Origin of the sequence: Chryseobacterium herbae (assembly GCF_025154075.1) — a bacterium.
Taxonomy (GTDB): Bacteria; Bacteroidota; Bacteroidia; order Flavobacteriales; family Weeksellaceae; genus Chryseobacterium; species Chryseobacterium herbae.
This window is the reverse complement of sequence record NZ_JAOAMU010000003.1, coordinates 315,641-339,667: the sequence shown is the minus strand read 5'-3', so window position 1 is coordinate 339,667 and position 24,027 is coordinate 315,641. Positions and strand designations below refer to the sequence as shown.

The window sequence follows — 24,027 nt, the reverse complement described above, 5'->3', positions numbered from 1 at the left end:
GAAAGTATATTTTATTCAGATGAACCTTTTTGAAACCAAAAAAACATTCACGGGAAGATATTTAAAAAATCTCACCTTATATGTATTTGCCGCCATTCTCGGTGGAGTGCTCACAGGACATTATGCGCCTGAGGCAAGCATTCAGCTGGGAATGGTAAGCCGGTATTTCTTTTTGGTTCTGGAAATGCTGATCCTTCCGATTATCTTTATGGCGATCATGTATGGAATCTGCCAGCTGTCAGGAATCAGAAATGCAAGCCGTATTGTTTGGAAGACTATTCTGTATTTTCTGATCATCAGTTCGGTCGCTATTATTTTAGGATTTATCTTTGGATTTGCTGTAAAACCAGGCGCTGATACGGGAATTGATACTGCAAAAATCAGCAGGACTCTTCCTAAAACATTTGAAATCAACGACAGCACTTTATCCGGAAGCCTGTATCTCAACAGACACGGACTTTTTCTGATTGTTTCCATTGTAGCCGGGATTCTCATGAATCTTTCCGGGGCAAGAGAAAAATTCCTGAACATACTGGACAAGGGTCTTAAGATTTTCTATACGGTCATTAAATACCTCTACATTATCCTTCCGGTCATTATTTTCTGCAATATCGCCTATGGGGTTGCGGTTTATGGGATCAATACTCTTTTGCCCCTCAGTAAAGTGGTGGCTACGGTTTATCTGGCTGATATCGTTTTTATCTTTGGAATTCTGGGGATTGTCGCGTACCTGTTCAAAATCCGGTTGTGGAAATTCTTGCTTGATTTAAAGGAAGAAATCATCCTCGTAGTCACTACATCCTCCTCTAAAACAGCCTTCCCGCTGATCTTTGAAAAAATGGAATCCGAAGGATACAGCAGAAAAATTTTAAGGTTTGTGATTCCTTTGGGGTATAATTTCAATCTTTCCGGGGCGTGTATTTACATTTCCGTGACGTGTTGCTTTCTCATTCAGTTTTATAATATTTCATTAACCGTTAGTGATTATCTCTGGCTTTTCGTCATTATTTCCGTGACTTCGAAAACGGCATCGGGAGTTCCGGGATCAGGATTTCTTGCTTTAATTTTTACGTTGAATAGATTTGGAAAGATTCCACTAACGGATATTGCCCTTCTTTACAGTGTAGACCGTTTTATGAATGAGGCAAGATCTGTCACCAACTTTATCAGTATTGCGATTTCCGGAGCTGTGATTTCTAAGATTAACCAGTCTTCAAAAAATAATGTAGGCTAATTAGTTTCTGTATAAAGCCATCTTATTGAATTTACTTAAAACATTATCATTCAACATTTTCCTATTCATATTCTATATTTTTTGTTAATTTAGTTTTACAGAAAAACCAGACTGATTTAATAAAATTAAACAAGAAATCATGAAAAGTATACTTCTAACTCTCATTATTTTCCTTTCGGGATTTAGCCTGACGTATTCACAAAATAAAACTGAAACGGAGAAACATAAAGTTGAGCTTCGAAAAGTATTGGATACTTTTATGTCCAGCTTAAAAGCAAAAGACAGTACGAGTCTTTATAATTTGTTTTATGACGGACCTGTCACCTGGGTCGGCGTTTATAAGGATAAAACCCAGCAGAAAAGAATTGAGAAAGACCCGAAGTCTTTAGATCATAAATTAGCAGATTATAAATCCTGGTTCAGAAGCACAACCAAAGGATCTGTGAAAGAAGAAAAATTTTCTAATGTGAATATTGATACCGACGGCAGCATAGCTTCAGTAACCTTTGATTTCAGTTTCTTGGCAGGCGGAAAGAAAGGTTTATGGGGAAAAGAATCCTGGGGACTGGTGAAAATTAAAAATGAATGGAAGATCACGAGCGTGATATTTTCAATGGAGCAGGAAAGTATTTCTCCCGAACCTCAAAGAGAAGAGTAAAGCTGTAACTTTTTGAAAATGAGTAACACTTATTATTAAAAAAAATCATGAGAACATTTCTTATCCTTTTATTAGTAAGCAGCGTTCATTTATTTTCACAGAAACTGCTTACTCCAGCCAACAGCACTATTGATCCTAAACTGATCAAAGATGAAACCTCGGAAGCGATTTGGTATGCCGACAACGCAGGAACAAAAATCGAAATTGGAAGCATCATTACCGAGCTTAAAAAATTAAACAAAACGGATCTTCTCATCAGAACCACTGTAAAACTAAAGCAGGCTCCTGATGCCAAGTGGACGGATTCTACCATCGTAAAAACAGCTAATTTCGAACCGGTTTATCATTCTTCTTTCAATATGATGAGGGATATGGTGCTCAAATCGGGCAAAACGAAAGTAACCGGGTATTATCTCAATAAAAAATCTCAGGAGAAACACAGTATCGATATTCCGGCAGCGAATTATTTCGACAGCAGCAGTTATCCTATGATGATCCGCTTTTCTCCACTTAAAGAAAATGATACCGCCGACCTTTCCATTTTCGATTATAATCCGGATGCAAAACAGGGACTTATAAAAGCCTACATACTGGAAGTGAAGAAAACCGATTACGACGGGAAAAAAGTATGGGCAGTAAAAACAACGGATGATATCAGAGATAAAACAACATTCGTCACCTATTATATTGATCCCGAAACCCGGAAAATTCTGAAACAGGATATGGATCTCGGCGGAAGAAAAATGACACTCGAAACCATCAAATAAAAATCACTAAAGTTTACTGTAATGGTAAACTTTTTCTTTTTAATGATCAATCCAAATGATAAAACCTTCGTACTTCCCTGTTACAACACAACATTTAAACAACTGATAATCAAAATACAAACATCAATAATAAATCTACATACAGTGTATTATGTAATGATATTTTTTTTATCTTTGAATTAACACTTACCACACCAAATCGTCAAAAATCCTGATTGACCCTAAATGTTCAGGAATGTAAAACAAATTAAATATTAATCTATGAAAAATGCTAAATCATTAAGCAGAGACGCGCAAAAATCTATCATCGGAGGTGCGGCGAGACTTGTTTGTTGCGAGCGCGACGATCAGGGAAAATGTACTTTATGGATCGGGCCTGGACAGCACTGCCCTTAATTCAATGAATAAGTAGAGTTAAATACAAAAGCCGGAAGTTTCCGGCTTTACTTTTTTATTTTTCTGCCAAATTTTCACACTTGAAATTAAAACTCTGCCATTTCATCCACAGGGACCTCATGGCATACATTTAGAGAATTATAATGGAGAATTAATTAAAAAATAAAATATATTATGTCAGTAAACTTTAAACCATTAGCAGACAGAGTTCTTATCGAGCCTATCGCTGCAGAAACTAAAACAGCTTCAGGTATTATTATTCCGGACACTGCGAAGGAAAAGCCGCAGGAAGGTACTGTAGTAGCAGTAGGTCCAGGAAAAAAAGATGAGCCTACAACTGTTCAGGTAGGTGACAAAGTTCTTTACGGAAAATATTCAGGTTCTGAATTAAAATTAGACGGGAAAGATTTCTTAATCGTTAAGGAAGGAGATTTACTTGGAGTAATTGGATAGCTTCTAGCTATTGGCTTTTGGCTAATGGCGTTTCTGCATATAAATTAGTATATGAGAGATTTTAAAAAATTTGAAGTTTGGCAATTAAGTCATCAGTTGACTTTAAAAATTTATGCTTCAACCAGAAATTTCCCTAAGGAAGAAGTTTTTGGACTTACCTCTCAAATCAGAAGATCGTTTGCTTCAATTGGATATAATATTTCAGAAGGAAGTGGTAGAAATTCAGATAAAGAATTTGCTAATTTTATCAATATTGCTTTAGGATCGTCTAATGAAGCTGAAAACCAATTAATTCTTGCTAAAGATTTACGATATATTAATGAAGATGATTATCAGATTTTTTTAGATGAATTAACAACATTAAAAAAGAAGCTTGTCACATTATGGAACAGGCTAAAGGTAAATTAAAAAATCAAACATAAACTTGCGACTAGGTTAAAGCTAATAGCTAAAAGCCAGTCGCCAAAAGCTTAAATAAAATGGCAAAAGAAATAAAATTCGATATTGAATCAAGAGACGCTTTAAAAAGAGGGGTTGATGCATTGGCTAATGCGGTAAAAGTAACGTTAGGACCAAAAGGTAGAAACGTAGTGATTGAGAAATCTTTCGGAGCTCCTCACGTAACTAAGGACGGTGTTTCTGTAGCAAAAGAAATCGAACTTGAAGACAGAGTAGAAAATATGGGTGCGCAAATGGTAAAAGAAGTTGCGTCCAAAACTAATGATATCGCAGGAGACGGTACTACTACCGCTACTGTATTGGCACAGGCTATCGTAAGAGAAGGTCTTAAGAATGTAGCTGCGGGTGCCAACCCAATGGATTTAAAAAGAGGTATCGACAAAGCAGTAACAGCTGTTGTTGCAAGTCTTAAAGCTCAGTCTAAAGAAGTTGGAGATTCTAAAGAAATGGTAAAGCAGGTAGCTTCCGTTTCTGCAAACAACGACGAAACGATCGGATCTCTGATCGCTGAAGCTTTCGGAAAAGTAGGTAAAGAAGGGGTAATCACTGTGGAAGAAGCTAAAGGTATCGATACAACAGTAGACGTTGTAGAAGGTATGCAATTCGACAGAGGATACCAGTCTCCTTACTTCGTGACTAACCCTGAGAAAATGGTAGCTGAAGTAGAAAACCCTTATATCCTTTTAGTAGAGAAGAAAATCTCTTCAATGAAAGAATTGCTTCCAGTTCTTGAGCCTATCGCACAAAGCGGAAAATCTCTGTTAATTATTTCTGAAGAAGTTGAAGGTGAAGCTTTAGCTACTTTGGTGGTAAACAAATTAAGAGGTTCTCTTAAAATTGCTGCTGTAAAAGCTCCAGGATTCGGAGATAGAAGAAAAGCAATGTTGGAAGATATCGCGATCCTTACAGGTGGACAGGTGATTTCTGAGGAGCAAGGTTTCACTATGGAAAACATCTCTTTAGATATGCTTGGAACTGCTGAGAAAGTAACCATCGATAAAGATAACACGACGATCGTAAACGGTGGTGGTGATGAAGCTAAAATCAAAGGAAGAGTAGCTCAGATCAAAGCTCAGATGGAAACATCTACTTCTGATTACGATAAAGAAAAACTACAGGAGAGATTGGCTAAATTAGCTGGTGGTGTTGCCGTACTTTACGTAGGTGCAGCTTCTGAAGTTGAAATGAAGGAGAAAAAAGACAGAGTAGATGATGCCCTTCACGCTACAAGAGCAGCTGTTGAAGAAGGTATCGTTGCCGGAGGTGGTGTTGCTTTGGTAAGAGCGATCACTGCTTTGGAAAACCTTACAGGAATCAATTCTGACGAAACTACAGGGATCAAAATCGTTAAAAGAGCGATCGAAGAGCCATTAAGACAAATCGTTGCTAACGCAGGTGGTGAAGGTTCTGTAATCGTAGCGAAAGTTGCGGAAGGTACAGGAGATTTCGGATACAATGCTAAAACTGACGAGTATGTAAACATGCTTGAAGCAGGTATCATTGACCCTACGAAAGTAACAAGAGTTGCCCTTGAAAATGCAGCTTCTGTTTCTGGAATGCTTCTTACTACTGAATGTGTTATCACTGAAGTGAAAAGCGCTGAACCTGCTATGCCAATGGGAGGTGGAATGCCGGGAATGATGTAGTAGTGTAAGCTTACAACAATATATAAAAAACCGCTCTATTTTTATAGAGCGGTTTTTTATTGTGTATTTTGGTTGACCATTCTGTAATAAATATTATTTTGGCAAATTAAAACAATTTATAAATTTGCAAACCATATAAATTATTGAAGTCGTTTAGTAAAAACGAAATCCTATAAAAAATATTAAAAATGAATACAGGGAAATAAGCTGAACAGACACCCCACAACAGTAGTAAGCATTCAATGAAACTTAAAACTATGACCAGACAATTAAAGCTGGCAATTGTACTACTTGTAACAGTTGCAAGCATGGGTCTAAATGCCCAAAAGAAGACAACTGCAAAATCTACCAAACCATCCACTGAAAACAAAACCGCAAAACCCACCAAACAGGAAACCATGGATTGGATTGCAGGAAAATTGAAAGAAAATTTAGCCACCTATAATGACCGAACTTTTGTTTCTTATCAAGACGGGATTTTTGTTTATAGAAGCCAATATGCTGGGCCTAGTAAATTTTGTGAATATAGCTATGACTTGAATAAGGTTACTGGAATGAAGAATGAATACTCTGATTTTTTTGTTTCGGGAAATAAACAACTTTTTGCTCACTGTGATTATGACAGGGCAGGCGAAGGAAATTATTACAACTATATTTCTATAAGTGGACCCAACTATAATAAGTATAGATCACCTTTTAACTTCGGTACAGACCAAGCTTTAGTTGAAAGATTAGAAAAAGCATTTCAAACATTAGTTGAATACAATTCAACGAAAAAAGGTGCTGATGAAAAATTTTAATTCTAAGCAAATGAATATACTAACCGCTCTATTTTTTCAGGGCGGTTTTTTTCCGACTAATAAAAGGAAGTCAATAAAACAATGAATCAGAAAAAGCTACTGGCGGTGCAGTTCAACAGCAGTCTCACGCAATTACGAATTTTGTATTGAATTCATCTTTCCGTCTCGCAAGAAGTTTTATCTTTAGCCAAAAATATAAACTATCGAAGTTCGCAGCTGCATCAAGCGGTGGCACGGTGTACACCCTTTCAAGAGACAGAAATAACTGATCAATATTTGGTGGCAATTTTGAAGAACGACAACGATAAAAAAACTAATATTAAACTAAAACCATGACCTTCATTAAAACAATTTTCACATTTCTAATTACATTTTTATCAGTAACAACAACCTTTGGACAAACATCTAAACACAAAACCAAAATTCTATTAATCGGGACCATTCACTTCGAAACACCACATTTAGATACGTATGAATTAAAGACTGACGATTTTTTAGCTCCGAAGAGACAGAAGGAACTGGAAGAACTGACCGAGATTTTAAAACGGACCAATGCTGACAAAGTGATGATAGAAAAACCCTTGAATCAACAAAAGCAAGTAGATAGTCTGTATAATGCATATTCCCAAAACAAGTACAAATTAACCGTTTCTGAACGGGAACAAATTGGTTTTAGATTAGCTAAAAAATTAAATTTAAAACATATCAATTGTGTAGATATTTTTTATGGAATGAAACATGACAGTTTGGTTTCTGTTACGGCTAAAGAAAAAAATCAGTTATATATTTTAAATGATTTAGGGACTACTGCGAATAACTTTATGCGTGAAATCGATGGTGTGACAAAACAAAATTCAATATCCGGAATATTAAAATACATCAACACAAAAGAACTTTTGCAGAAAAATTTATCACTGTACTTAAAATATTATGCAAAAATTGGTGCTGGAGAGAATTACATTGGTGCAGAATCTGTGTCTGATTGGTATTTGAGGAATTTGGCCGTTTACGCTAATATCATTACTCAAATCAAACCCACTGACAAATACGTTGTCCTCCTATTTGGACAGGGACATATTCCTATATTAAAACACCTGCTGCAAAATAATGACGACTTTGAACTGGTTGAATTAAATACCGTACTAAAATAACTACCCCCAACAATTAGAATTATAAAACTAAAACATGCAAGACGAAATTATAAAACACTCAAAAAAAATACAATCTGCTATGAACAATAAAGAACATTCATTGAAAGAAAAAGTAAAAGAAGTACTTACTGAAATTTTCATTATTGTATTTGCTGTAACCCTTTCAATTTGGTTACACAGTTGGAGTGAGCACAGACATCAACAACAAGAGGCATCCGTGTTTCTTGGTAATTTAAAGAATGATCTGGAGAATGACATAAAAAATATCGACATTGAAAGGAAAGCCTACCAAGAGTCAAACATAGGGTATGAAAAAATTTTAGCATTAACGCCTCTCCAACTTGACAGTATTTATAAGTCCAACAATAAAGTTAATTTCCCAATTTATTCCCATGGACCCAAAATGAATATTGGTAATTATGAAGGTTTTAAATCAAGCGGTAAAATTGGCTACATTGAAAACGAAAAATTAAAACAGAAAATCTTAAATTATTACCAAATATATGTACCGGCAATTAACGAAGTTGATAAAATGTACAATGATTTTCTGTTTAAGAGTTTTGATAAAATGATAGAAAATGCAGATCAACCGGAAGAAAAATCATATTCAGACCCCAAATTTAAAAAGACCGTTGAATTTCTTGTCAGACTGGGTAAGAATAACATTAGGGTTTATGACCAAAATACAAAACCCGAAGCCATTGAACTTATTAAAGAAATTGAAAAAGAGATGCATAAATAAAAAAGAGAAAGTAACAAGAGTTACCCTTGAAAATACAGCTCCTGTTTCTGAATGCTTCTTACTATTGAATGTGTAATCACTGAAGTGAAGAGCGCTGAACCTGCTATGCCAATGGGAGGTGGAATACCTGGAATGATGTAACGGTCAGCGACCGAGGCAAATTAATATACTAACCGTTCTATTTTATAGGGCGGTTTTTTTATGTATTAACTGTTTGAAAAAGGGAGAGGTCTTCAAATTAAGAAAGGGCTTTATATTTTATTATTTCACCACTAGTAGAAATACCTACATTCTTTTTGGGTAATAAATACGGTATTATAAGCGCTTACATTCCCTTAATTTTACAGATACAATAAAGAAATTCTTTTCTTAAACAGGTAAACCGAAAACTGTAGAGAGTAGGTAAAAAGTATTAAAACTCAATTATTATGGCAGGAGATGATAGCAGGATACATGGCTACAATGCCGTTTATCGCGTGCAACAGCCCCTTAAGTTTCACTCTTTTGAGCTGGATAGTAAGAACAAACCAAAAAATTTTATCTACCAAAAGATAACCGTTGATGGGCCCGGTGCTTTAGTTGATGATCATCAAGGACATATTGTACCCCAAAATACACTCAATCTTGTATTAAATCCTCTTATGAAGGATATGGCAACAAATTGTAATAATACTTCCCAGGTTGAAAATTTTATTAAGAATTCATGGATGCAGTCTGTTTATGATTATGGGAAAAAAATTGGTGCCCCCATGTTTATTTTTGATGATCATGATCCTGAAACTAAAGTAGGAGGTTTTTTCTCCATTGTGACCTGGAACCCGGTTAATATTTGCAGAGCCCCTGAAGATAAAAACAGAGGTGGCGTCCCTGGTGAAACTATCGATAATCAGGTTGAGCAATATCTTGCTAACCATCAGGCAGATCAAGGGGTTAATGCAGCATGGCTTTCAAGTTTGCAGTCTCTTATGAAGGATAGTAAAAATGTAGAGAAAATAAAAGATTATATTACGAAATGCTCCGATACCCTATCAGGACAGGTAAATAAAGGTATTGGCTATTATGCATTTCCCTGGAAATATGCTGGAAAAGTTTTAAGTCCGAAATAGACATTACAAATTTTATATCTGGAATGCTTCTTACGAGTGAATGTGTCATCACTGAAGTGAAGAGCGCTGAACCTGCTATGCCAATGGGAGGTGGAATGCCGGGAATCATGTAGCAGCGTGTCGCTGAGACAATTTAATATATCAACTGTTCTATTTTTATAGGGCGGTTTTTTTGTTTATTATATTTAAAAAGATTTATATAATATGGTTTTCCGTAAGGAACTTTTGTTTTAAAATTTTAATTTCGTAAAAACTTATAAAGAAATCATTCTAAAGCTTTTATCTTAAAACCTGATAATCAACAGACTGCCTTAAAAAAAACTATCAAAAAGTCTACAGAAAAAATTAATTCAATGAAAATTTGTCACATTATAGGTAAAAAAAAAGACCATTTTAGAAATAATCAATAATGGAATAAAAATTGAGAATACTAAAATGGTAATGAATTGAATACCTTTAAATTTCTGATATCCGAATTGAGACCTCAAATATAGGAAAATTTATAAAACTTCAATCACCGAGAAATCTCACTCGGATTGTTGAGTATAAAATATATCTTATGAAAGATACATTGTACTATTTAAGTTATGATTTGATCAAAAATAAAGATTATCAAACTTTGTACGCCGAATTACAAAAATATGGAGCAAAAAGAGTTTTAGAATCTGTTTGGTGTTTTAAATATTTTGACAATAGCACTGAGGCCTTGAGAGATCATTTTATAAAATTTATAGATAGTGACGATAGACTTTTGGTGATAAAATCAACTTATTGGGCTGGTAATAACCTTATGTTTAATCCAAATAATCTTTAAAATTAATAAGAGAGTCCTAAAAAGACTCTCTTATTTTTTTTGCAAGTACACTCCATACTACCTAACGAAAGGTTTCGTAGTTTTTTGTTTTTAATTTAAAGATCCCTTCATTTTTTAAACCTTAGTTATATACTAATAACAAATCTAAGTAATAACCTCCAATAAATACTCCCTATCTTTATAACTACTTAACTTAATTTATAATTTTGCATACATTAAAAAAGTTTGTATATTTATATATATAGCTATAATTAAAATAATTTGTATTCTAATATAATGACCATACAAGAACAATTAGACAAAAATAGAAGAACTGTTTCCTTTGATAATTATGATATTACAGTTCGTCAGCTTTATCTTATGATATCAGAAAAACAAATTGAGTTACAACCCGAATATCAAAGGCATTTTATATGGGATGAAACTCGCCAATCTCAACTTATTGAATCTATATTTCTAGGTATACCTGTTCCTAATTTATTTATGGCAACCAATAGTGATTCAACCTGGGAAGTTATTGACGGATTACAAAGATTGACAACTGTAGTTAATTTTATTGGAGATGAACCAACAAGATTAAGAACAAATGCTAAATCTCAAAAACTTAAACTCGCAGGCTTAGAAAAACTGAGCTCAATGAATGGTAAGTACTTTGAAGATTTACCAATGTCTGTTCAGCAAATGTTTTTTACAAGGCCTATTAGAGTTACTGTTTTAAATGATAAAAGTGACTTTAATGTACGTTATGATTTATTTGAAAGGTTAAATACTGGCGGTGTAATTTTACATCCACAAGAAATTAGAAACTGTGTTTATATAGGTGATTTTAAAGATTTCATAATTAAATGTAGTACTAATGAAGATTTTCTTGCATCTGTAAAAATGACTGAAACATCTGAAAGAAATGGTAATAGGGAGGAATTAGTTCTTAAATTTTTTGCTTATTTTGAAGATAGAAATCTTTTTGATCATAGTGTAAAAGAATTTCTAAACTCTTACATGGAGAAGAAAACTAAAAGATTTGACAATAAAAACGAACTAAAGAAAATATTTGATGAAAGTTTTAAAATAATAAATAGATTACTACCTAATGGAATTGTTCGAGGAAATAGAGTTAATATCACTCCACTAGTTCTTTATGAAGCTATCGCAGTTGGCGTTGCCGATCTTATTAAGGAAAATCAAGAAAATAGAATAACCGCTATAAAACTTCAAACTCTACTAAATGATAATATTCTTAAAAGCTTAACTACCGGTGCAACAAATTCAAGAAATAAATTGAATGGTAGAATTAATCATGTCAGAAATTTTATGTAAACTTTCCTAATGCCTTATAGAAATTTAATTTCAGATATTCTCGATAGGTTTAATGAAACCAATAGCCTTCTAAATATTATTAAGTCAAATGAATTGGCTGTAATACCTCCTGCCAATGAACCTATAGAAAATAAAATACTAAAAGGCCTTTTTTATGTTAGTTTATATTCTTGTATTGAGTATACATTTAAGGAATTATCTATAAGAACATTATCGTCAATTAAGAGTAAAAATATTCTTTATGGGCATTTCGAAAATAAATTTTTGACAATTGCTTTATCCTCTAGCCTTCAAACAATTCGCGATTGTAATTCTAAAAAATTCCTGGATAAAGCGTCAGATATCTTTCTATTATCAGAAAGTAATGATGTTGCCATTTTTAATGAAACATTTGTTGATCAATACTTACAAAATATTTGGGGTAAATCATTTAATCAATTAACAAAAACATTTGGCATAGTAACTTTTTTAATCACTCCAAGGGAGATTACAATTTTTGATGAAATTGTTGAAAACCGTAATATAGTTGCACATGGTAGAGAATTATCATCAACCATAGGTTCCAGCCCCAAGTATACTGATTTAAAAAGCAAATATGATATTATTTTTGATACGCTAAATAGATATGTTATTCACTTTGAAACATTCTACAACAATAAGGAATTTGTTAAAATAACAGAAAGGGGAAGCTATTAATTATATATAATAACCCTACAATGCAAGTCTCCCGACTTTGAGCCAATAAAATAAAAACAATCTAGTTAAAAATAAGCTCCAAAGTCTGAAGACTTCGGAGCTTGGTTATTATTCTATTTTAAAATCAAATAATTCTTGAGGATGAACTTCTATGCCTTTAGACAGTTTCTGTATGGTTGACATTCTTTTATCAAAGCAATTAATAAAATTTACACATCAACCCAAATCCACCAGCTCCGGCAAAGAAACCTCCAACGCATTGGCTATTTCAAGCAAAGTATAAAGTGTAGGATTTACTTTACCGTTTTCCAGTTTTTCAATAGCCTGACGATCTTTGTTACACGCACGGGCAAGATCAGACTGGCTCCAGCCCTTCTGCTGACGAAGCATAACAATTTGCTTACCCAATTCAATCTTTAATTTCGCTCTGGTCATAAACCAAATGTCAGCTAATTTGTTGACAAAATTGTCATATAAAAGATTGACAATTTAAAATTTCACAATACATTTGTCGCATAATTACACGACAAATGATCAATTCAAAAAAACTTAAAATCCATACGAGATATCAGGCAAGAACCTGTGGAATGATAACTACTGATAAAATGTGAAATAAGAATTGCATCATAAATCTTAGCTTATGATCATATTGAATTACAAACCCTATTGTATGAAACTAAACATAGTCGTATTTTGTTTCCCGTAATTTGCATAAGAATTGCTGAGAACGGATTTTAACAAAAACAAGTTTGTTTGTAGGCAACGGAGAAAGTATTTGATTATAAATAACTCTGTTTTAAACCAAATACAAACTACGATAGTGAAAAATATATGTGAGCCGAGTTTCGTAATTTTGCCCTTATATCATCATGTTTCCATCTTTGTAAAAAACTAAAAAAACCAATTGATTCATGATTAAATTATATACTTTAATAGCAACAGTACCACTATTCTTCCTTGGTTGTACAAAAAACGATATGAAATACAGTGTAGGTCAGGAATGGAAATACAAAACCCGTCCTATGGAAGAAAAGTCTACCCTTAAAATTTTAAAGATTGAGGAATATCCTGCAACTGGAAAAGTAATTCATATTTCCGTTAGTGGTCTGAAGATGAAAAACCCTAGCAGTCCTACAGGCTTTTCAGAAAATCTCAGTCATATTCCTATATCGGAAGAAGCTTTAAATAAAAGTGTCACCAAGTTACAAAATGATACCCGTAAAATACCCGACTCGCTTGAAACAGATGGATATTCTTATTGGAAAAAGGAATTTGATAAAGGAGATGCAGGAATATTTGCAATTCCGCTTTCTGAAATTGTAGACTCAATGGAAAACGCTATCATTTCAGGAAACTTTAATAAATAAAAGCATACTTTCCCTCGCTGGCGAAAGCATCTTAGTTATGGCCATTTAAAAACAAAAATTCTATTTAAAACGATCAATCAAAAATGAGAAAACTCACTATCCTACTAATTTTTATTTTCACAACTTCTTTAGTATTTGCTCAAAATCAAAGATTTACCTATGAATATTCTTTTAAAATGGATTCTTTAAACAAGGAAAACGTTGAAAAAGAAATCATGAATCTTGATATTACCAAAGAGGGTTCCAACTTCTACAGTGCCTTGTTAATCAGTAGAGATTCCCTTTTTAAAGCACAATTTGAGCGAGGAAAAGCTTCTCAATCTATGATCTTTGATATGAGAAAAGTTAAACAGACAAAGGTTAATTTCCGGGTTTCCAAGGACTATCCCAATTTAGAAACGATTTATCATACGTCTATCAGTGCCAGCAACATCGCTTTAAAAGAGCAGAATAAAATAAACTGGACTATTATTCCGGAAACAAAAACCATTGAAGGTTTTAAGGTTCAAAAAGCAACCACCACTTTTGGCGGAAGAAATTGGATCGCCTGGTTCACGAATGATATTCAAATACAGGACGGACCTTACAAATTTTGTGGTCTTCCCGGTTTAATTTTAAGTGTCGGAGATGATAAAGGGGATCATATTTTCAATCTGGTTGGAAGTAAAAAACTCAATTATGAGCCCTTAATAATCAGTTCAAGTATGAAAGAAATCTTTGTGACCAATGAAAAGTTTAATCAACTCTGGAGTGAATATAAAAAAGATCCCGCAAAAAACATAAGGGTCATGCACAGTTCCTCAGAAATGTCAGAAACCTTATTTTCTGATGCTAATGGAAGTCCACTTACAAAACGGGATCTCATTAAAGGAAAAGAACAGCGGGCACAGGAAAGTTTTAAGAAAAATAATAATTTTATTGAACGAGAATTGTATAAATAATAGAATTTCCCTACGCTGACATGGGAATTTATACTAACAATGAATGCTAAATTTGTAAGCCAAACGAAGTTTTAAATAGTACTTCTAGCTAATATTGTATTGGTAAAGATCAAGTCCAAATTTAGATCTGCAAAGTCTCTTCACATAGCACTAATAAAATAGTCCTAACCGTCAGTATAAATTGCATCAAACTTACAATAACAATGAAAAAACTCACATTACTTATTTTTATATGTTTAGCCCTAAATTTATTTTCACAAAAACTTCTCGTTAATGATTTAAAAATCGTTGATTACGAATTAATATCAGATAATAAAATTGAAATAAAATCTTATACAACAATAGATAAGAAAGGAAATTTAACTGTCTATTCAGATAGCTGGGATGGTAAAAATTATTTCCAATATCAATTAACTTTGGAAGAAATCAGCCAAATAAATTCGTTGGCAAACAAAAATATTGAATCTTTTGTCAAACAAAAACAACTCAATAAGAATGAATACTTCGCAGGAAACCCAAAATTTATTTCCTACACATTTAAAGGAAAAATTTACAGTCTTTGCTTTATTGAGCCATTTATGAATAATGAATTTATGAACATCATGAAAATTCTGAATTCAAAAATATACAAACATGATGAAAACGCTAAAATTCCATTGCTGACAAATGATTTCAAAAAAATTGAAACTGAAATTATCGAAAGAAGCAAAATAGACAATTACTTACCTACAAAAGCAGTTATTATTCAAAATTAGAAAAACAAGATTTAACTATGAAAAATGGATTCTATCTATTAATTTTCCTTTTAAGTTTAAACTCATTTGCTCAGGCTGGACCACCTCCGGTAGCCTATCCAACTGAAGAAAATAAAATTTTAATTGACAAACTGATTGAAACTGCTGATTTAAAAAAATATATTTATAATTACTTCATTGATAGAATAGATCTCGTATCAAGACTCGAAAAATGGGATAAAAACAAAAAGAATGAAATCATTAAAAGTATTCAACTTGAAAAAATGGATGATGCTATCTATAATTCATTCAGTAATTATAAAAAAGATGAATTACAAATACTAATTGATTCATTCACTAAATTGGAAGTAAAAAGAAAGTTGGATATTATTCCAATGCCTTTGATTTTACAAGTGAGAATGGAAGGATTTTCTAAATCATTGATTAAAGGTGACTACTTATATTTGAATGAAAAAAAGTAAAGCATTTCTGTAAAAACAAAAAAGAAATAGGGTAAACCTTATTCTTGTCTTTTGTAAAAAACAAAAAAACAATTGATTTATGAAATTATATGCCCTACTCCTTTCATTTTTGAGTTTATTGTCAGCTCACGCACAAATACTTCATTTTCAAAATCTCGCCAATATGTCTGCAGGCAGAGGTGCCACAACCAGTGTAATCGTGAATGATCATATTTATGTGAGCAATGGGTATCAGGAAAAAGCAAGTGATGCAAAGTATGTTGAAAAATATAACATTACCAATAACAGCTGGAGTGTTCTCAATTCTACGCTACTTCCCAAAAGATTTGCTAATTCAGAGACTTACAATAATAAAATTTATATTTTTAACGGTTGGGGAAACAGCCATCTTGAAATTGTAGACCTTGAAACCAATACAATAACGAAGGGGGCTGTTAATCATTCCTATACAGGGAATTCAGGTTCAGCAATCTATAATGGCAAGATATATGTGTTTGGTGGCAGCGGACTAAATGGAGCGGCAACCACTGTATTTTCTAATAAATTCCAGTACTATGATATTGCTTCAAATACCTGGAATCCATTACCCAATATGCCCACAGCCAGAGAAGCAAAAGGCAAAATTGTTAATGATAAGCTTTATGTCATTGGTGGTTTTAACGGGACCCCATCTCGTCTGATCAATGTATACGACCTCAATACTAATCTTTGGATCGATAAATATACGATGCCTGTTGGTATATCCGGACACGCATTAGCTGTAGCCGGTAATAAAATTTTTATTGTAGGCGGTTTTAATAATCAAACTTTCCTGGCCTATTTTGATACTGTAACCAATAAGTTACATCAGTTATCATCCAATATGATTCCCAGAAGACACGCTGCAGCGGAAGTATACAACAATAAGTTATACATCATCGGTGGAAGTACAACGTCTCTCACCAGCTCAGCTATTAAAAGCATACAAGCGGCAGATATTAACGAAAGTGTGCTTTCTACTAGTGCAGGCCAATGAAAATAAATACCTTTCCAGTTTCATAAAGCCTCCGTACTTTGTGCAATAAATAAATCTGTATAAAATATACTCTCAAAATTTCGTTATACTTAATAAAACCAAACTCCATGTTTAAGACTCCGGACATCCCCACTGACAATCTATACAAATTCATATCCATCTTTGGATTGGCCATTTTCGCACTAGCAATTTATATTTTCGTAAATAATCAACAATCCTTTGAGAACAGTATTATCAATAGTAACATAAATCATTCAAAAATTCTTTTGGAAAAATCTCAGAGTGATTCGAAAAGAATCATTCTGGACGAGAAAATTGAAATGCTTCGAATAAAAATAAAAGTCAATTACGGGATAGAAAATACTTTAAAAATCTCTGAACCGGAGTATTCAAAAATAAGTAACAAAGAGGATTTTGAAAAAGATTATGAAAAACTGAAAGCATTTGAACTAGATAATTTATTGTTGGGTGATAAAGCCTTTCATATTGAGAAAAATCTAAAGAAAAATCACGAAAATATTAATGTATATACAACGATTCCCATGCTCATCTTATCAGTCATAGGGATCGCATTAATGATTGCTGGATTTTCACTATGGTATAGCAGAACACAGAAATACTACGATAAGCAACTTAGACAGTAATTACTATACTAAAAAGCATTTCGCTTATCAACAATAAAAAATAGGTGAAATAAGATAAAGCCGTTCCATTTTCCAGAACGGTTTCTTTATTTTTACAACCACAAAAAAGTGAACAAGACATGAAAATAGAAACAAAAATTGATGAAGCCTTTAAAAACACTTTTCTACTGCCCAGAGAAAAAACAGTCACTCAATTCCTGATCGATGTTTTAAGTTCAAAATATAAATTCAGGGAAGATGATAAAAAAATTGAGGTAATCAGTTTGTACTATTATGCTTCAAGCCCGCTAAGCTTTTTATTTGCTTTGCCCAATTATGAATATTACTCTCCGGATAAAACTATTCAGATGGCAGAGCTTCATTTGAAAGAGCATTCCTTTGAAGACTACTCCTCTACTGATGTTCAGGAATTATGCAAAAAGGTGCTTAATGAAAATAATATTGATTATTCTGCCTATCTTGATGAAGATAATCAATTGGATTACGCTCATTATTGGGAAAACCAGTTCGGTTTGGAAAGTGACTTCCTAATGAACTGCTGGAGAAATGCCAAAGAACAAACCCAGTCTAAGATGATCGGATTTTTAGAATCTTCAGATGGTGCTGGTGGAGTGTTTGATATGGATAACGGCTTTGATTTTCCTTTCGATGTGGATATGGATGAGTATCTTCGGTCTCATGGATTTGTTATTGAAAAGGAGGCTTAAAAAACTTTAAAACACCAAAAAAAATGATCAACAAAGACAGTATAGAAATTCCAAAAGTTAACTTTGATTCCGAGGGAACATTGATAATTACGGCATCTGAAAAATCTTCCAATCATGATTTTGACTTTTATGAAGGGAAATGGAAACTGCACAATAAAAAGTTAAAAACAAAATTAGATCATTGCACAGAATGGATCGAATTTGAATCTACCCAGGAAATGTACAAGGTTTTAAATGGAATAGGAAACATAGACAATTATCTGGCAACCTTTGATGGAAGTCCTTTTGAAGGAATGTCTGTTAGACTCTTTAACCCAAAAACAAAATTGTGGAGTATTTATTGGGCTGATTCCAATGAGGGAGTTTTACAGCCGGCAGTTGTGGGTTCATTTGACAATCATATTGGACATTTTTTCACAAAGGATACTTTTAATGGAAAGGAAATCATTGTTGTTTTTCGCTGGGATGTAAGAGATCTTGAAAATCCTGTTTGGAGCCAGGCTTTTTCAGATGATCATGGAGAATCCTGGGAGTGGAATTGGTATATGTATTTCAGCAAATTTACCAGGCAGTAAAAACTGTCCCTGCAATGTAGAATCGACACTGCTCACACTAACTTTGACCGCTTGAACCTTGTTAAATATAAAAATTAACGTATATTTTGAATGAAAAAAATACTTCTAATTACTTGTATACTTTTAGTTCTGACTTTTCTTAACTATCCTGTTTTTGAAAGTGAAGGAATATCTTATCTCATTATTTTCATTTGTTTCGTTACTATTTGCTTTTCAGGCGCAAAATTATATTTTCCTAGTGACAAAGATGATTATGATTCTATTGAAAAAGAGATCGATGAACTGGAGCAATCGGATGGGAGTTTTCAATATACAAATGAAGGATTTTACAATAAGCAGAAGAACCCATTGGAGCTTATCAAGTGGGATGAAATTATTTCAGTACATTCATTTAGTATTCCAATTTCCAATCACAGAAGCGAAACAGGTCTGGAAATAATTACCGACAAAAATAGTTATGAATTCAATAGTTACACACTTGGAATAGAAAAACTAACCAATGAGCTGTATAATCATCTTCCGGATTGGCAATTAAATTCTCCCACTATTAGAATTAATAATCACGGACTAAAAAAAACAAAATTGTATGAAAGACACCATGAAAAAAACATTTGAATTCCTTAAACAACTTGAAAAGAACAACAACCGTGAATGGTTTACAAAGCACAAACCGGAATTTGATTCGGTGATCAAAAACAACAAAGTTTTTTTCACGGACATTTACAACGAGCTTCAGGAACATGATAACTTAAAAGGCATTCATATTTTCAGAATTTACAGGGACGTCCGTTTTTCTAAGGATCCTACGCCATATAAAAACAATTTCGGGGTTGGCTTTTCCCGTTCAAAACCGATGTTGAGAGGTGGGTATTATATTCAACTGGAGCCTGGAAACAGTTTTGTAGGTGGCGGATTCTGGGGTCCGGAAGCTAAAGATCTACTTCGTATTCGTAAAGAATATGAAATTAGTACCACAGAAATTGACAAGATCACCTCTGATGAAACTTTCAAAAAATACTTCGGCGAAATCGAAGGTGATGCTGTAAAAACAGCTCCGAGAGGTTTTGATAAAAATCATCCTGCCATTGATCTGATCAGAAAAAAACAATATGTTGTGATGAGGAAATTTACGGACAAGGAAGTTCTATCAGACAGTTTTCAGAAAGAAGTCCTTCTCACCTTATTGGCCATGCGTCCTTTCTTTAATTATATGAGTGAGGTCCTGACGACAGATTTAAACGGAGAACCTTTATTTTAAGCAGCAACCGTGTACAATATCAAAGCCGTTCTATTTTCCAGAGTGGTTTTTCGTTATATTTACTTTCCTTAAAATGAATTCATGAAGGCAAGATTTGACACCATCATCCTGTATGTTCAAAACGTTGAATTGCTTAAAAATTTCTATGTTGAACACTTCAGTTTAAAAGTAATTGAAGAAGATTCCGGCTGGGTTCTTTTGAATGCAGGAGCCGTCAATATAGGGCTTCATAAAATCGGGGATCTGTATCTAGAGGAAATAGAACCCGGTTATCAGTTTGATAATAATACAAAACTCGTTTTTGAAATTGATGTAGATATAGAATCGGCGAGGAATGAATTGATTTCAAAAAATACTGAAATGCGAGAGATCAAAACCTTCGAAAATTATAATTTCTGGCTATGCGACGGGACGGATCCGGAAGGAAATGTGTTTCAATTGAAGGTAAAAAAATAAAATTCAGAATCGCTGATGATATGGTTCAGCAATAGAACATCATTATACTATGAAAAAAATATTTGGACTTTTACTGTTTTTATTAGCATCTCATTTTGCATTCGCTCAAAAAACTTCTGAGATTGAGCAACAATTAAATACTGTTTTTCAAAAAATAAGTCCCGAAAACAAAGGTACTACAGAGGATTATGATTCTCTGTCTGCGGCCAATCTAAAATTTGAAAAACTGCTTCTGAAATATACCGGATCAAATTCCGAGACCTTACACTATGATTTCAAAGTTCTTAAAAAAAACGGATTAATCATGACCACTTCTGAAGATGGAAAGTTCAGGATTTATTCATGGGACACATGGACCGGTGGAACGATGCATTACTTTAGGAATGTTTTTCAGTATGAATCAAACAAAAAAGTCTATTCTGAAGCCACGGAAATAGAAACTGAAGGTGATGCACAATCTTTTTATTATCAGATGAATGATATCCTTTCGCAAAACAAAAAATATTATCTCGCTCAAAATAAAGCCATATTAAGTTCAGGATTGAGTTATCACAACATCAAAGTCTTTTCTATTGATGACGGAAAACTCAATCATAATGCAAAGTTGATCAAAACCCAAAGTGGAATTAAAAATCAGCTGGGCTATGAAGTGGATCTTACGGCATCCTCCAACAGGGATAATGAAATCAGCAATTATAATATTGAATATGATCCCAAAAACAAGATCATCAGTATTCCATTAATTCTTGAAAATTACAAAATCACCGATAAAAAAATCCGATATCAGTTCAAGGGTAAATATTTTGAGAAAATGTAATTATCCTGTATTAGACCAAGCTATTAATTATAAACTATGAAGATTGTTTTTAGAGAACCAGCCGAACCATTTACATTTTTCAGCTATTCTGATTTTCTAATTTTGATCATTATTAATCTGATTCTGTATATTCTGATCAAAAAGAAATGGCTTAAATTAAACAAAATAATTATTGGACTGTTTTTTCTCATTCTTGCTCCCGGAATTTCTACTCAAATTGAACTAAACAATGTCCACAATAAATTTGAAACCGTCGATGGGTTTAATGTTTTGTATCTACTCTTTAAAATTCCAATCTGGTGGATCATTGGAGTATTACATATTTGTTTGATTAATATAAAAATTAAAAATTATCACCAGGCAGAATAGTACCTCAACTAATACAATCATTCTTCACAATGCAGGAATTATTAAAGCAAATTGAAATAAAGAATTCATATCACGGGTTTAAAATATTAAATCCCGCAGCAGATAATAAAATAGTAGAACTGGAACATAAAATAGGATGCAAACTTCCCGAAGATTTCATTCAGTTTTATAGTTTATGTAATGGATTTGAGTGTTTGGAAGATATATTCAATTTTCTGTCTGTAGATACCATATTAGCGAATAATGATTATGGTGATCATTGGTTTTTGTTTGCTGAATATACGATCTTTTCAGACTCCTGGGGTTTAAGAAAAAACGAAAATGGAGACTTTGAATTTTTCAGTTCCATCCATACAATTTCTTCCAGTTCACTTATAGAGTTTCTGCAGGCATTCTCTAAGGGAAACGTTTTTGGAAATGATGGAATATATGATTGGGAAAAGAAATACACGAAAAACAATCCTACCATTCAGCCTTAATATCCTGACAGTATTTTAAAAGCAATTCACAAAAGGCCTTAATCATATCAACAAAACAATCGTTCTGAATATCAGAGCTGTTTATTTTTCAGAATCAGCTTATTTTACTTATTTTTATGTTCAATAACCCATTGATCACAAAATCATTATGCCTCATTTTATTATCGAATGCTCAAAGGATCTCCTTCAGCAAAGAACGGCGGACGAAATAATGGATACCATTTATAAATCGGCGGATTCAATAGGATTGTTTGCTCCCAATGACATCAAAGTCAGACTTCAGCCCTATGAATATTTTAAGCTTGGAGAGCAAAAGAATAACTTCCTGCATGTTTTCGGGTATATCATGGAAGGCCGCAATACGGAACAGAAGGCCGAACTGTCAAAGAAAATCTGTGCTCAGATAACCGTTTTATTTCCGGATATTTCTTTTCTATCTGTCAATATCAGTGAATTTGAATCTGCTACGTATTGCAACAAAGCACTCATCAATCCTGAAAATACAGATCAGAATCGTCATTTTGGATTGTAAAAACCTGGCTGGAAATGGCTGAATATGTAATATCTGTGTCTCTGAAGTTGTTTTTTAATAAAGCCCGTCATGAAAAATTTATACAGTCTCTGCCTTTTTCTTTTGATTTTTACTTTCTGTACTGCGCAGAAAAAGCCGTCACAGGAACTGCTCAAAACTCAAAAAGAATTAACTGAAAAACTGGTAGAAATCAGTAAAACAACAAGCTTTAACGGATTTGGAGTGGCACTCGTTAATGACCGGGAAGTTTTATATCAAAACGGTTTCGGAATCGCGCATGTAAATCCCGTTCAAAAGTACGATGAACATACGGTTCAGAATATCGCATCGGTCTCCAAAACACTTATCGGTATTGCTATTCTTAAAGCACAGGAACTGGGAAAACTGAAACTGGATGACCCAATCAATACATATCTTCCGTTCAAAGTAATCAATCCTAAATATCCCGATATTCCCATCACCATCAGACAACTGACCACACATACCTCTTCTATCAATGATAATAATGAATATATGACCCAAACGGTTGTATTAAAAGATACTGCTGATCTGGCAAAAAATCTGAAGATTGATATTTCCCCAACCAAATTCAACCCTCCTTCCTCTAAAATTTCCATTGAAGAGTTTTTGAATCATGTTCTCAGCGAAAAAGGAAAATGGTATTCGAAGGATATATTTTTGGATAAAAAGCCCGGCGAACTGTTTAATTATTCCAATATCGGAGCTACTTTGGCTGCTTTGGTGCTGGAAAAAGCGACAGGAATTCCTTACGATACTTTCACTACACAATATATTTTCAAGCCATTAAAAATGGATCATTCAGGCTGGAATTTTAAAACGATAAATTTTTCAAAATATACACGAACCTTTATCGATAAACAAACGCCTTATCCTTATTATTCACTCAACACCTATCCTGACGGAGGAATGCTGACCACTTCCGATGACATGAGTAAATACCTTCTCGAACTGATGAAAGGGTATTTTGGAAACGGAAATATTCTATCAAAAGAAAGTTATAAAGAATATTTTACACCCCAACTGAAAGCGGAAAACTTCCAGGACAGAAGCAACAGCGAATACAGCGATGAATATAATATGGGTATCACTATGGGATTCGGATCTACCGGAAATTTCGGACACACGGGCGGCGATCCGGGTCTGAATTCCGTGATCTGGTTTTTTAAAGAGAAAAAAATGGGCAGATACCTCATCGTAAATACTGACTGGGATAATAAAATTTCGGGGAAAGATCAAAAAGCTATCTATGATCTGCTTGATGAATATTTTATCAAATTGGACGCGATCAGCAGGTCTGAAAAGTAATCTTTTATTTTTAAAGGATTTTCATTCAGTTCAAACCGAAAAAGAAATACATTTGTATAAATAATCGTCTGATAACCAGACCTGAA

The 24,027-nt window shown here is 33.5% G+C and carries 29 protein-coding genes; 28 read left to right on the top strand and 1 reads right to left on the bottom strand.

Annotated features, from left to right (window positions below; genetic code table 11):
• Positions 1-19: 19 nt before the first annotated feature.
• The 13 genes from N0B48_RS11600 to N0B48_RS11540 all read left to right on the top strand — a co-directional run bounded on the left by N0B48_RS11600 (position 20) and on the right by N0B48_RS11540 (position 12,239).
• Positions 20-1,234, top strand: a complete 1,215-nt coding sequence (locus N0B48_RS11600; RefSeq protein ID WP_259838954.1) for a cation:dicarboxylate symporter family transporter — start codon at positions 20-22, stop codon at positions 1,232-1,234.
• A 139-nt stretch (positions 1,235-1,373) separates the two neighbouring features.
• A complete protein-coding gene (locus N0B48_RS11595; protein ID WP_259838953.1) occupies positions 1,374-1,892 on the top strand; it encodes a nuclear transport factor 2 family protein in 519 nt (172 codons plus the stop codon).
• A 47-nt stretch (positions 1,893-1,939) separates the two neighbouring features.
• A complete protein-coding gene (locus tag N0B48_RS11590; protein ID WP_259838952.1) occupies positions 1,940-2,659 on the top strand; it encodes a DUF3108 domain-containing protein in 720 nt (239 codons plus the stop codon).
• 570 nt (positions 2,660-3,229) lie between these two features.
• Positions 3,230-3,508, top strand: coding sequence for a co-chaperone GroES (locus tag N0B48_RS11585; protein WP_034723531.1), 279 nt, complete (start codon positions 3,230-3,232; stop codon positions 3,506-3,508).
• 51 nt (positions 3,509-3,559) lie between these two features.
• Complete coding sequence (locus N0B48_RS11580; RefSeq protein ID WP_076508612.1) at positions 3,560-3,916, top strand: four helix bundle protein; 357 nt, start codon at positions 3,560-3,562, stop codon at positions 3,914-3,916.
• Positions 3,917-3,987: 71 nt separating this feature from the next.
• Positions 3,988-5,613 carry a chaperonin GroEL gene (groL, locus tag N0B48_RS11575; RefSeq protein ID WP_034749412.1) on the top strand — a complete coding sequence of 542 codons (1,626 nt, stop codon included), beginning with the start codon at positions 3,988-3,990 and terminating at the stop codon, positions 5,611-5,613.
• 257 nt (positions 5,614-5,870) lie between these two features.
• Positions 5,871-6,413 (top strand): hypothetical protein, encoded by a 543-nt coding sequence (locus N0B48_RS11570; RefSeq protein WP_259838951.1) that lies wholly within the window; start codon positions 5,871-5,873, stop codon positions 6,411-6,413.
• Positions 6,414-6,745: 332 nt separating this feature from the next.
• The gene (locus N0B48_RS11565) at positions 6,746-7,564 is read left to right on the top strand and encodes a DUF5694 domain-containing protein (RefSeq protein ID WP_259838950.1); all 819 of its coding nucleotides are present in this window, start codon (positions 6,746-6,748) and stop codon (positions 7,562-7,564) included.
• A 34-nt stretch (positions 7,565-7,598) separates the two neighbouring features.
• Complete coding sequence (locus N0B48_RS11560; RefSeq protein ID WP_259838949.1) at positions 7,599-8,306, top strand: DUF6090 family protein; 708 nt, start codon at positions 7,599-7,601, stop codon at positions 8,304-8,306.
• 428 nt (positions 8,307-8,734) lie between these two features.
• A complete protein-coding gene (locus tag N0B48_RS11555; RefSeq protein WP_259838948.1) occupies positions 8,735-9,412 on the top strand; it encodes a hypothetical protein in 678 nt (225 codons plus the stop codon).
• 559 nt (positions 9,413-9,971) lie between these two features.
• Positions 9,972-10,226, top strand: a complete 255-nt coding sequence (locus tag N0B48_RS11550) for a hypothetical protein (protein WP_259838947.1) — start codon at positions 9,972-9,974, stop codon at positions 10,224-10,226.
• A gap of 276 nt (positions 10,227-10,502) precedes the next feature.
• Complete coding sequence (locus tag N0B48_RS11545) at positions 10,503-11,543, top strand: DUF262 domain-containing protein (protein WP_259838946.1); 1,041 nt, start codon at positions 10,503-10,505, stop codon at positions 11,541-11,543.
• A gap of 9 nt (positions 11,544-11,552) precedes the next feature.
• On the top strand, positions 11,553-12,239 hold the full coding sequence (locus N0B48_RS11540) for an MAE_28990/MAE_18760 family HEPN-like nuclease (protein WP_259838945.1): 687 nt from the start codon (positions 11,553-11,555) through the stop codon (positions 12,237-12,239).
• Positions 12,240-12,455: 216 nt separating this feature from the next.
• On the opposite strand, the gene N0B48_RS11535 is transcribed toward N0B48_RS11540, so the two are convergent.
• On the bottom strand, positions 12,456-12,674 hold the full coding sequence (locus tag N0B48_RS11535; protein ID WP_072921517.1) for a helix-turn-helix domain-containing protein: 219 nt from the start codon (positions 12,672-12,674) through the stop codon (positions 12,456-12,458).
• Between the two features lie 476 nt (positions 12,675-13,150).
• Between N0B48_RS11535 and N0B48_RS11530 the strand changes: the two genes are divergently transcribed.
• The 15 genes from N0B48_RS11530 (at position 13,151) to N0B48_RS11460 (ending at position 23,941) form a co-directional block, all read left to right on the top strand.
• On the top strand, positions 13,151-13,606 hold the full coding sequence (locus N0B48_RS11530) for a hypothetical protein (RefSeq protein ID WP_259838944.1): 456 nt from the start codon (positions 13,151-13,153) through the stop codon (positions 13,604-13,606).
• Positions 13,607-13,689: 83 nt separating this feature from the next.
• Positions 13,690-14,547, top strand: a complete 858-nt coding sequence (locus N0B48_RS11525; RefSeq protein ID WP_259838943.1) for a GLPGLI family protein — start codon at positions 13,690-13,692, stop codon at positions 14,545-14,547.
• 203 nt (positions 14,548-14,750) lie between these two features.
• Positions 14,751-15,302 (top strand): hypothetical protein, encoded by a 552-nt coding sequence (locus N0B48_RS11520; protein ID WP_259838942.1) that lies wholly within the window; start codon positions 14,751-14,753, stop codon positions 15,300-15,302.
• A 17-nt stretch (positions 15,303-15,319) separates the two neighbouring features.
• Positions 15,320-15,763, top strand: a complete 444-nt coding sequence (locus tag N0B48_RS11515) for a hypothetical protein (protein WP_259838941.1) — start codon at positions 15,320-15,322, stop codon at positions 15,761-15,763.
• Positions 15,764-15,842: 79 nt separating this feature from the next.
• Positions 15,843-16,778, top strand: coding sequence for a Kelch repeat-containing protein (locus N0B48_RS11510; protein ID WP_259838940.1), 936 nt, complete (start codon positions 15,843-15,845; stop codon positions 16,776-16,778).
• A gap of 107 nt (positions 16,779-16,885) precedes the next feature.
• Positions 16,886-17,422: a hypothetical protein gene (locus N0B48_RS11505; protein WP_259838939.1), complete on the top strand. Its 537-nt coding sequence runs from the start codon at positions 16,886-16,888 to the stop codon at positions 17,420-17,422.
• Positions 17,423-17,541: 119 nt separating this feature from the next.
• A complete protein-coding gene (locus tag N0B48_RS11500) occupies positions 17,542-18,129 on the top strand; it encodes a hypothetical protein (RefSeq protein WP_259838937.1) in 588 nt (195 codons plus the stop codon).
• 23 nt (positions 18,130-18,152) lie between these two features.
• Positions 18,153-18,704, top strand: a complete 552-nt coding sequence (locus N0B48_RS11495; protein ID WP_259838935.1) for a hypothetical protein — start codon at positions 18,153-18,155, stop codon at positions 18,702-18,704.
• 90 nt (positions 18,705-18,794) lie between these two features.
• On the top strand, positions 18,795-19,319 hold the full coding sequence (locus N0B48_RS11490) for a hypothetical protein (protein WP_259838933.1): 525 nt from the start codon (positions 18,795-18,797) through the stop codon (positions 19,317-19,319).
• A complete protein-coding gene (locus N0B48_RS11485) occupies positions 19,303-19,962 on the top strand; it encodes a DUF2461 domain-containing protein (protein ID WP_259838932.1) in 660 nt (219 codons plus the stop codon). Before N0B48_RS11490 ends, N0B48_RS11485 begins: the two co-directional genes overlap by 17 nt.
• A gap of 81 nt (positions 19,963-20,043) precedes the next feature.
• Positions 20,044-20,418, top strand: coding sequence for a VOC family protein (locus N0B48_RS11480; protein ID WP_259838931.1), 375 nt, complete (start codon positions 20,044-20,046; stop codon positions 20,416-20,418).
• Between the two features lie 49 nt (positions 20,419-20,467).
• Complete coding sequence (locus N0B48_RS11475) at positions 20,468-21,235, top strand: hypothetical protein (protein ID WP_259838930.1); 768 nt, start codon at positions 20,468-20,470, stop codon at positions 21,233-21,235.
• 398 nt (positions 21,236-21,633) lie between these two features.
• Positions 21,634-22,083: an SMI1/KNR4 family protein gene (locus N0B48_RS11470; RefSeq protein WP_259838929.1), complete on the top strand. Its 450-nt coding sequence runs from the start codon at positions 21,634-21,636 to the stop codon at positions 22,081-22,083.
• Positions 22,084-22,231: 148 nt separating this feature from the next.
• Entirely contained in the window at positions 22,232-22,615 is a 384-nt protein-coding gene (locus N0B48_RS11465) for a 5-carboxymethyl-2-hydroxymuconate Delta-isomerase (RefSeq protein WP_259838928.1), read from the top strand.
• 69 nt (positions 22,616-22,684) lie between these two features.
• The gene (locus tag N0B48_RS11460; protein WP_259838927.1) at positions 22,685-23,941 is read left to right on the top strand and encodes a serine hydrolase domain-containing protein; all 1,257 of its coding nucleotides are present in this window, start codon (positions 22,685-22,687) and stop codon (positions 23,939-23,941) included.
• The last annotated feature ends 86 nt before the right edge of the window (positions 23,942-24,027 follow it).

Bases quoted from the DNA above. Each gene is read 5' to 3' on its own strand.
- N0B48_RS11600 (WP_259838954.1), top strand. From the start codon at position 20: ATGAACCTTTTTGAAACCAAAAAAACATTCACGGGAAGATATTTAAAA.
- N0B48_RS11595 (WP_259838953.1), top strand. From the start codon at position 1,374: ATGAAAAGTATACTTCTAACTCTCATTATTTTCCTTTCGGGATTTAGC.
- N0B48_RS11590 (WP_259838952.1), top strand. From the start codon at position 1,940: ATGAGAACATTTCTTATCCTTTTATTAGTAAGCAGCGTTCATTTATTT.
- N0B48_RS11585 (WP_034723531.1), top strand. From the start codon at position 3,230: ATGTCAGTAAACTTTAAACCATTAGCAGACAGAGTTCTTATCGAGCCT.
- N0B48_RS11580 (WP_076508612.1), top strand. From the start codon at position 3,560: ATGAGAGATTTTAAAAAATTTGAAGTTTGGCAATTAAGTCATCAGTTG.
- groL (WP_034749412.1), top strand. From the start codon at position 3,988: ATGGCAAAAGAAATAAAATTCGATATTGAATCAAGAGACGCTTTAAAA.
- N0B48_RS11570 (WP_259838951.1), top strand. From the start codon at position 5,871: ATGACCAGACAATTAAAGCTGGCAATTGTACTACTTGTAACAGTTGCA.
- N0B48_RS11565 (WP_259838950.1), top strand. From the start codon at position 6,746: ATGACCTTCATTAAAACAATTTTCACATTTCTAATTACATTTTTATCA.
- N0B48_RS11560 (WP_259838949.1), top strand. From the start codon at position 7,599: ATGCAAGACGAAATTATAAAACACTCAAAAAAAATACAATCTGCTATG.
- N0B48_RS11555 (WP_259838948.1), top strand. From the start codon at position 8,735: ATGGCAGGAGATGATAGCAGGATACATGGCTACAATGCCGTTTATCGC.
- N0B48_RS11550 (WP_259838947.1), top strand. From the start codon at position 9,972: ATGAAAGATACATTGTACTATTTAAGTTATGATTTGATCAAAAATAAA.
- N0B48_RS11545 (WP_259838946.1), top strand. From the start codon at position 10,503: ATGACCATACAAGAACAATTAGACAAAAATAGAAGAACTGTTTCCTTT.
- N0B48_RS11540 (WP_259838945.1), top strand. From the start codon at position 11,553: ATGCCTTATAGAAATTTAATTTCAGATATTCTCGATAGGTTTAATGAA.
- N0B48_RS11535 (WP_072921517.1), bottom strand. From the start codon at position 12,674: ATGACCAGAGCGAAATTAAAGATTGAATTGGGTAAGCAAATTGTTATG.
- N0B48_RS11530 (WP_259838944.1), top strand. From the start codon at position 13,151: ATGATTAAATTATATACTTTAATAGCAACAGTACCACTATTCTTCCTT.
- N0B48_RS11525 (WP_259838943.1), top strand. From the start codon at position 13,690: ATGAGAAAACTCACTATCCTACTAATTTTTATTTTCACAACTTCTTTA.
- N0B48_RS11520 (WP_259838942.1), top strand. From the start codon at position 14,751: ATGAAAAAACTCACATTACTTATTTTTATATGTTTAGCCCTAAATTTA.
- N0B48_RS11515 (WP_259838941.1), top strand. From the start codon at position 15,320: ATGAAAAATGGATTCTATCTATTAATTTTCCTTTTAAGTTTAAACTCA.
- N0B48_RS11510 (WP_259838940.1), top strand. From the start codon at position 15,843: ATGAAATTATATGCCCTACTCCTTTCATTTTTGAGTTTATTGTCAGCT.
- N0B48_RS11505 (WP_259838939.1), top strand. From the start codon at position 16,886: ATGTTTAAGACTCCGGACATCCCCACTGACAATCTATACAAATTCATA.
- N0B48_RS11500 (WP_259838937.1), top strand. From the start codon at position 17,542: ATGAAAATAGAAACAAAAATTGATGAAGCCTTTAAAAACACTTTTCTA.
- N0B48_RS11495 (WP_259838935.1), top strand. From the start codon at position 18,153: ATGATCAACAAAGACAGTATAGAAATTCCAAAAGTTAACTTTGATTCC.
- N0B48_RS11490 (WP_259838933.1), top strand. From the start codon at position 18,795: ATGAAAAAAATACTTCTAATTACTTGTATACTTTTAGTTCTGACTTTT.
- N0B48_RS11485 (WP_259838932.1), top strand. From the start codon at position 19,303: ATGAAAAAAACATTTGAATTCCTTAAACAACTTGAAAAGAACAACAAC.
- N0B48_RS11480 (WP_259838931.1), top strand. From the start codon at position 20,044: ATGAAGGCAAGATTTGACACCATCATCCTGTATGTTCAAAACGTTGAA.
- N0B48_RS11475 (WP_259838930.1), top strand. From the start codon at position 20,468: ATGAAAAAAATATTTGGACTTTTACTGTTTTTATTAGCATCTCATTTT.
- N0B48_RS11470 (WP_259838929.1), top strand. From the start codon at position 21,634: ATGCAGGAATTATTAAAGCAAATTGAAATAAAGAATTCATATCACGGG.
- N0B48_RS11465 (WP_259838928.1), top strand. From the start codon at position 22,232: ATGCCTCATTTTATTATCGAATGCTCAAAGGATCTCCTTCAGCAAAGA.
- N0B48_RS11460 (WP_259838927.1), top strand. From the start codon at position 22,685: ATGAAAAATTTATACAGTCTCTGCCTTTTTCTTTTGATTTTTACTTTC.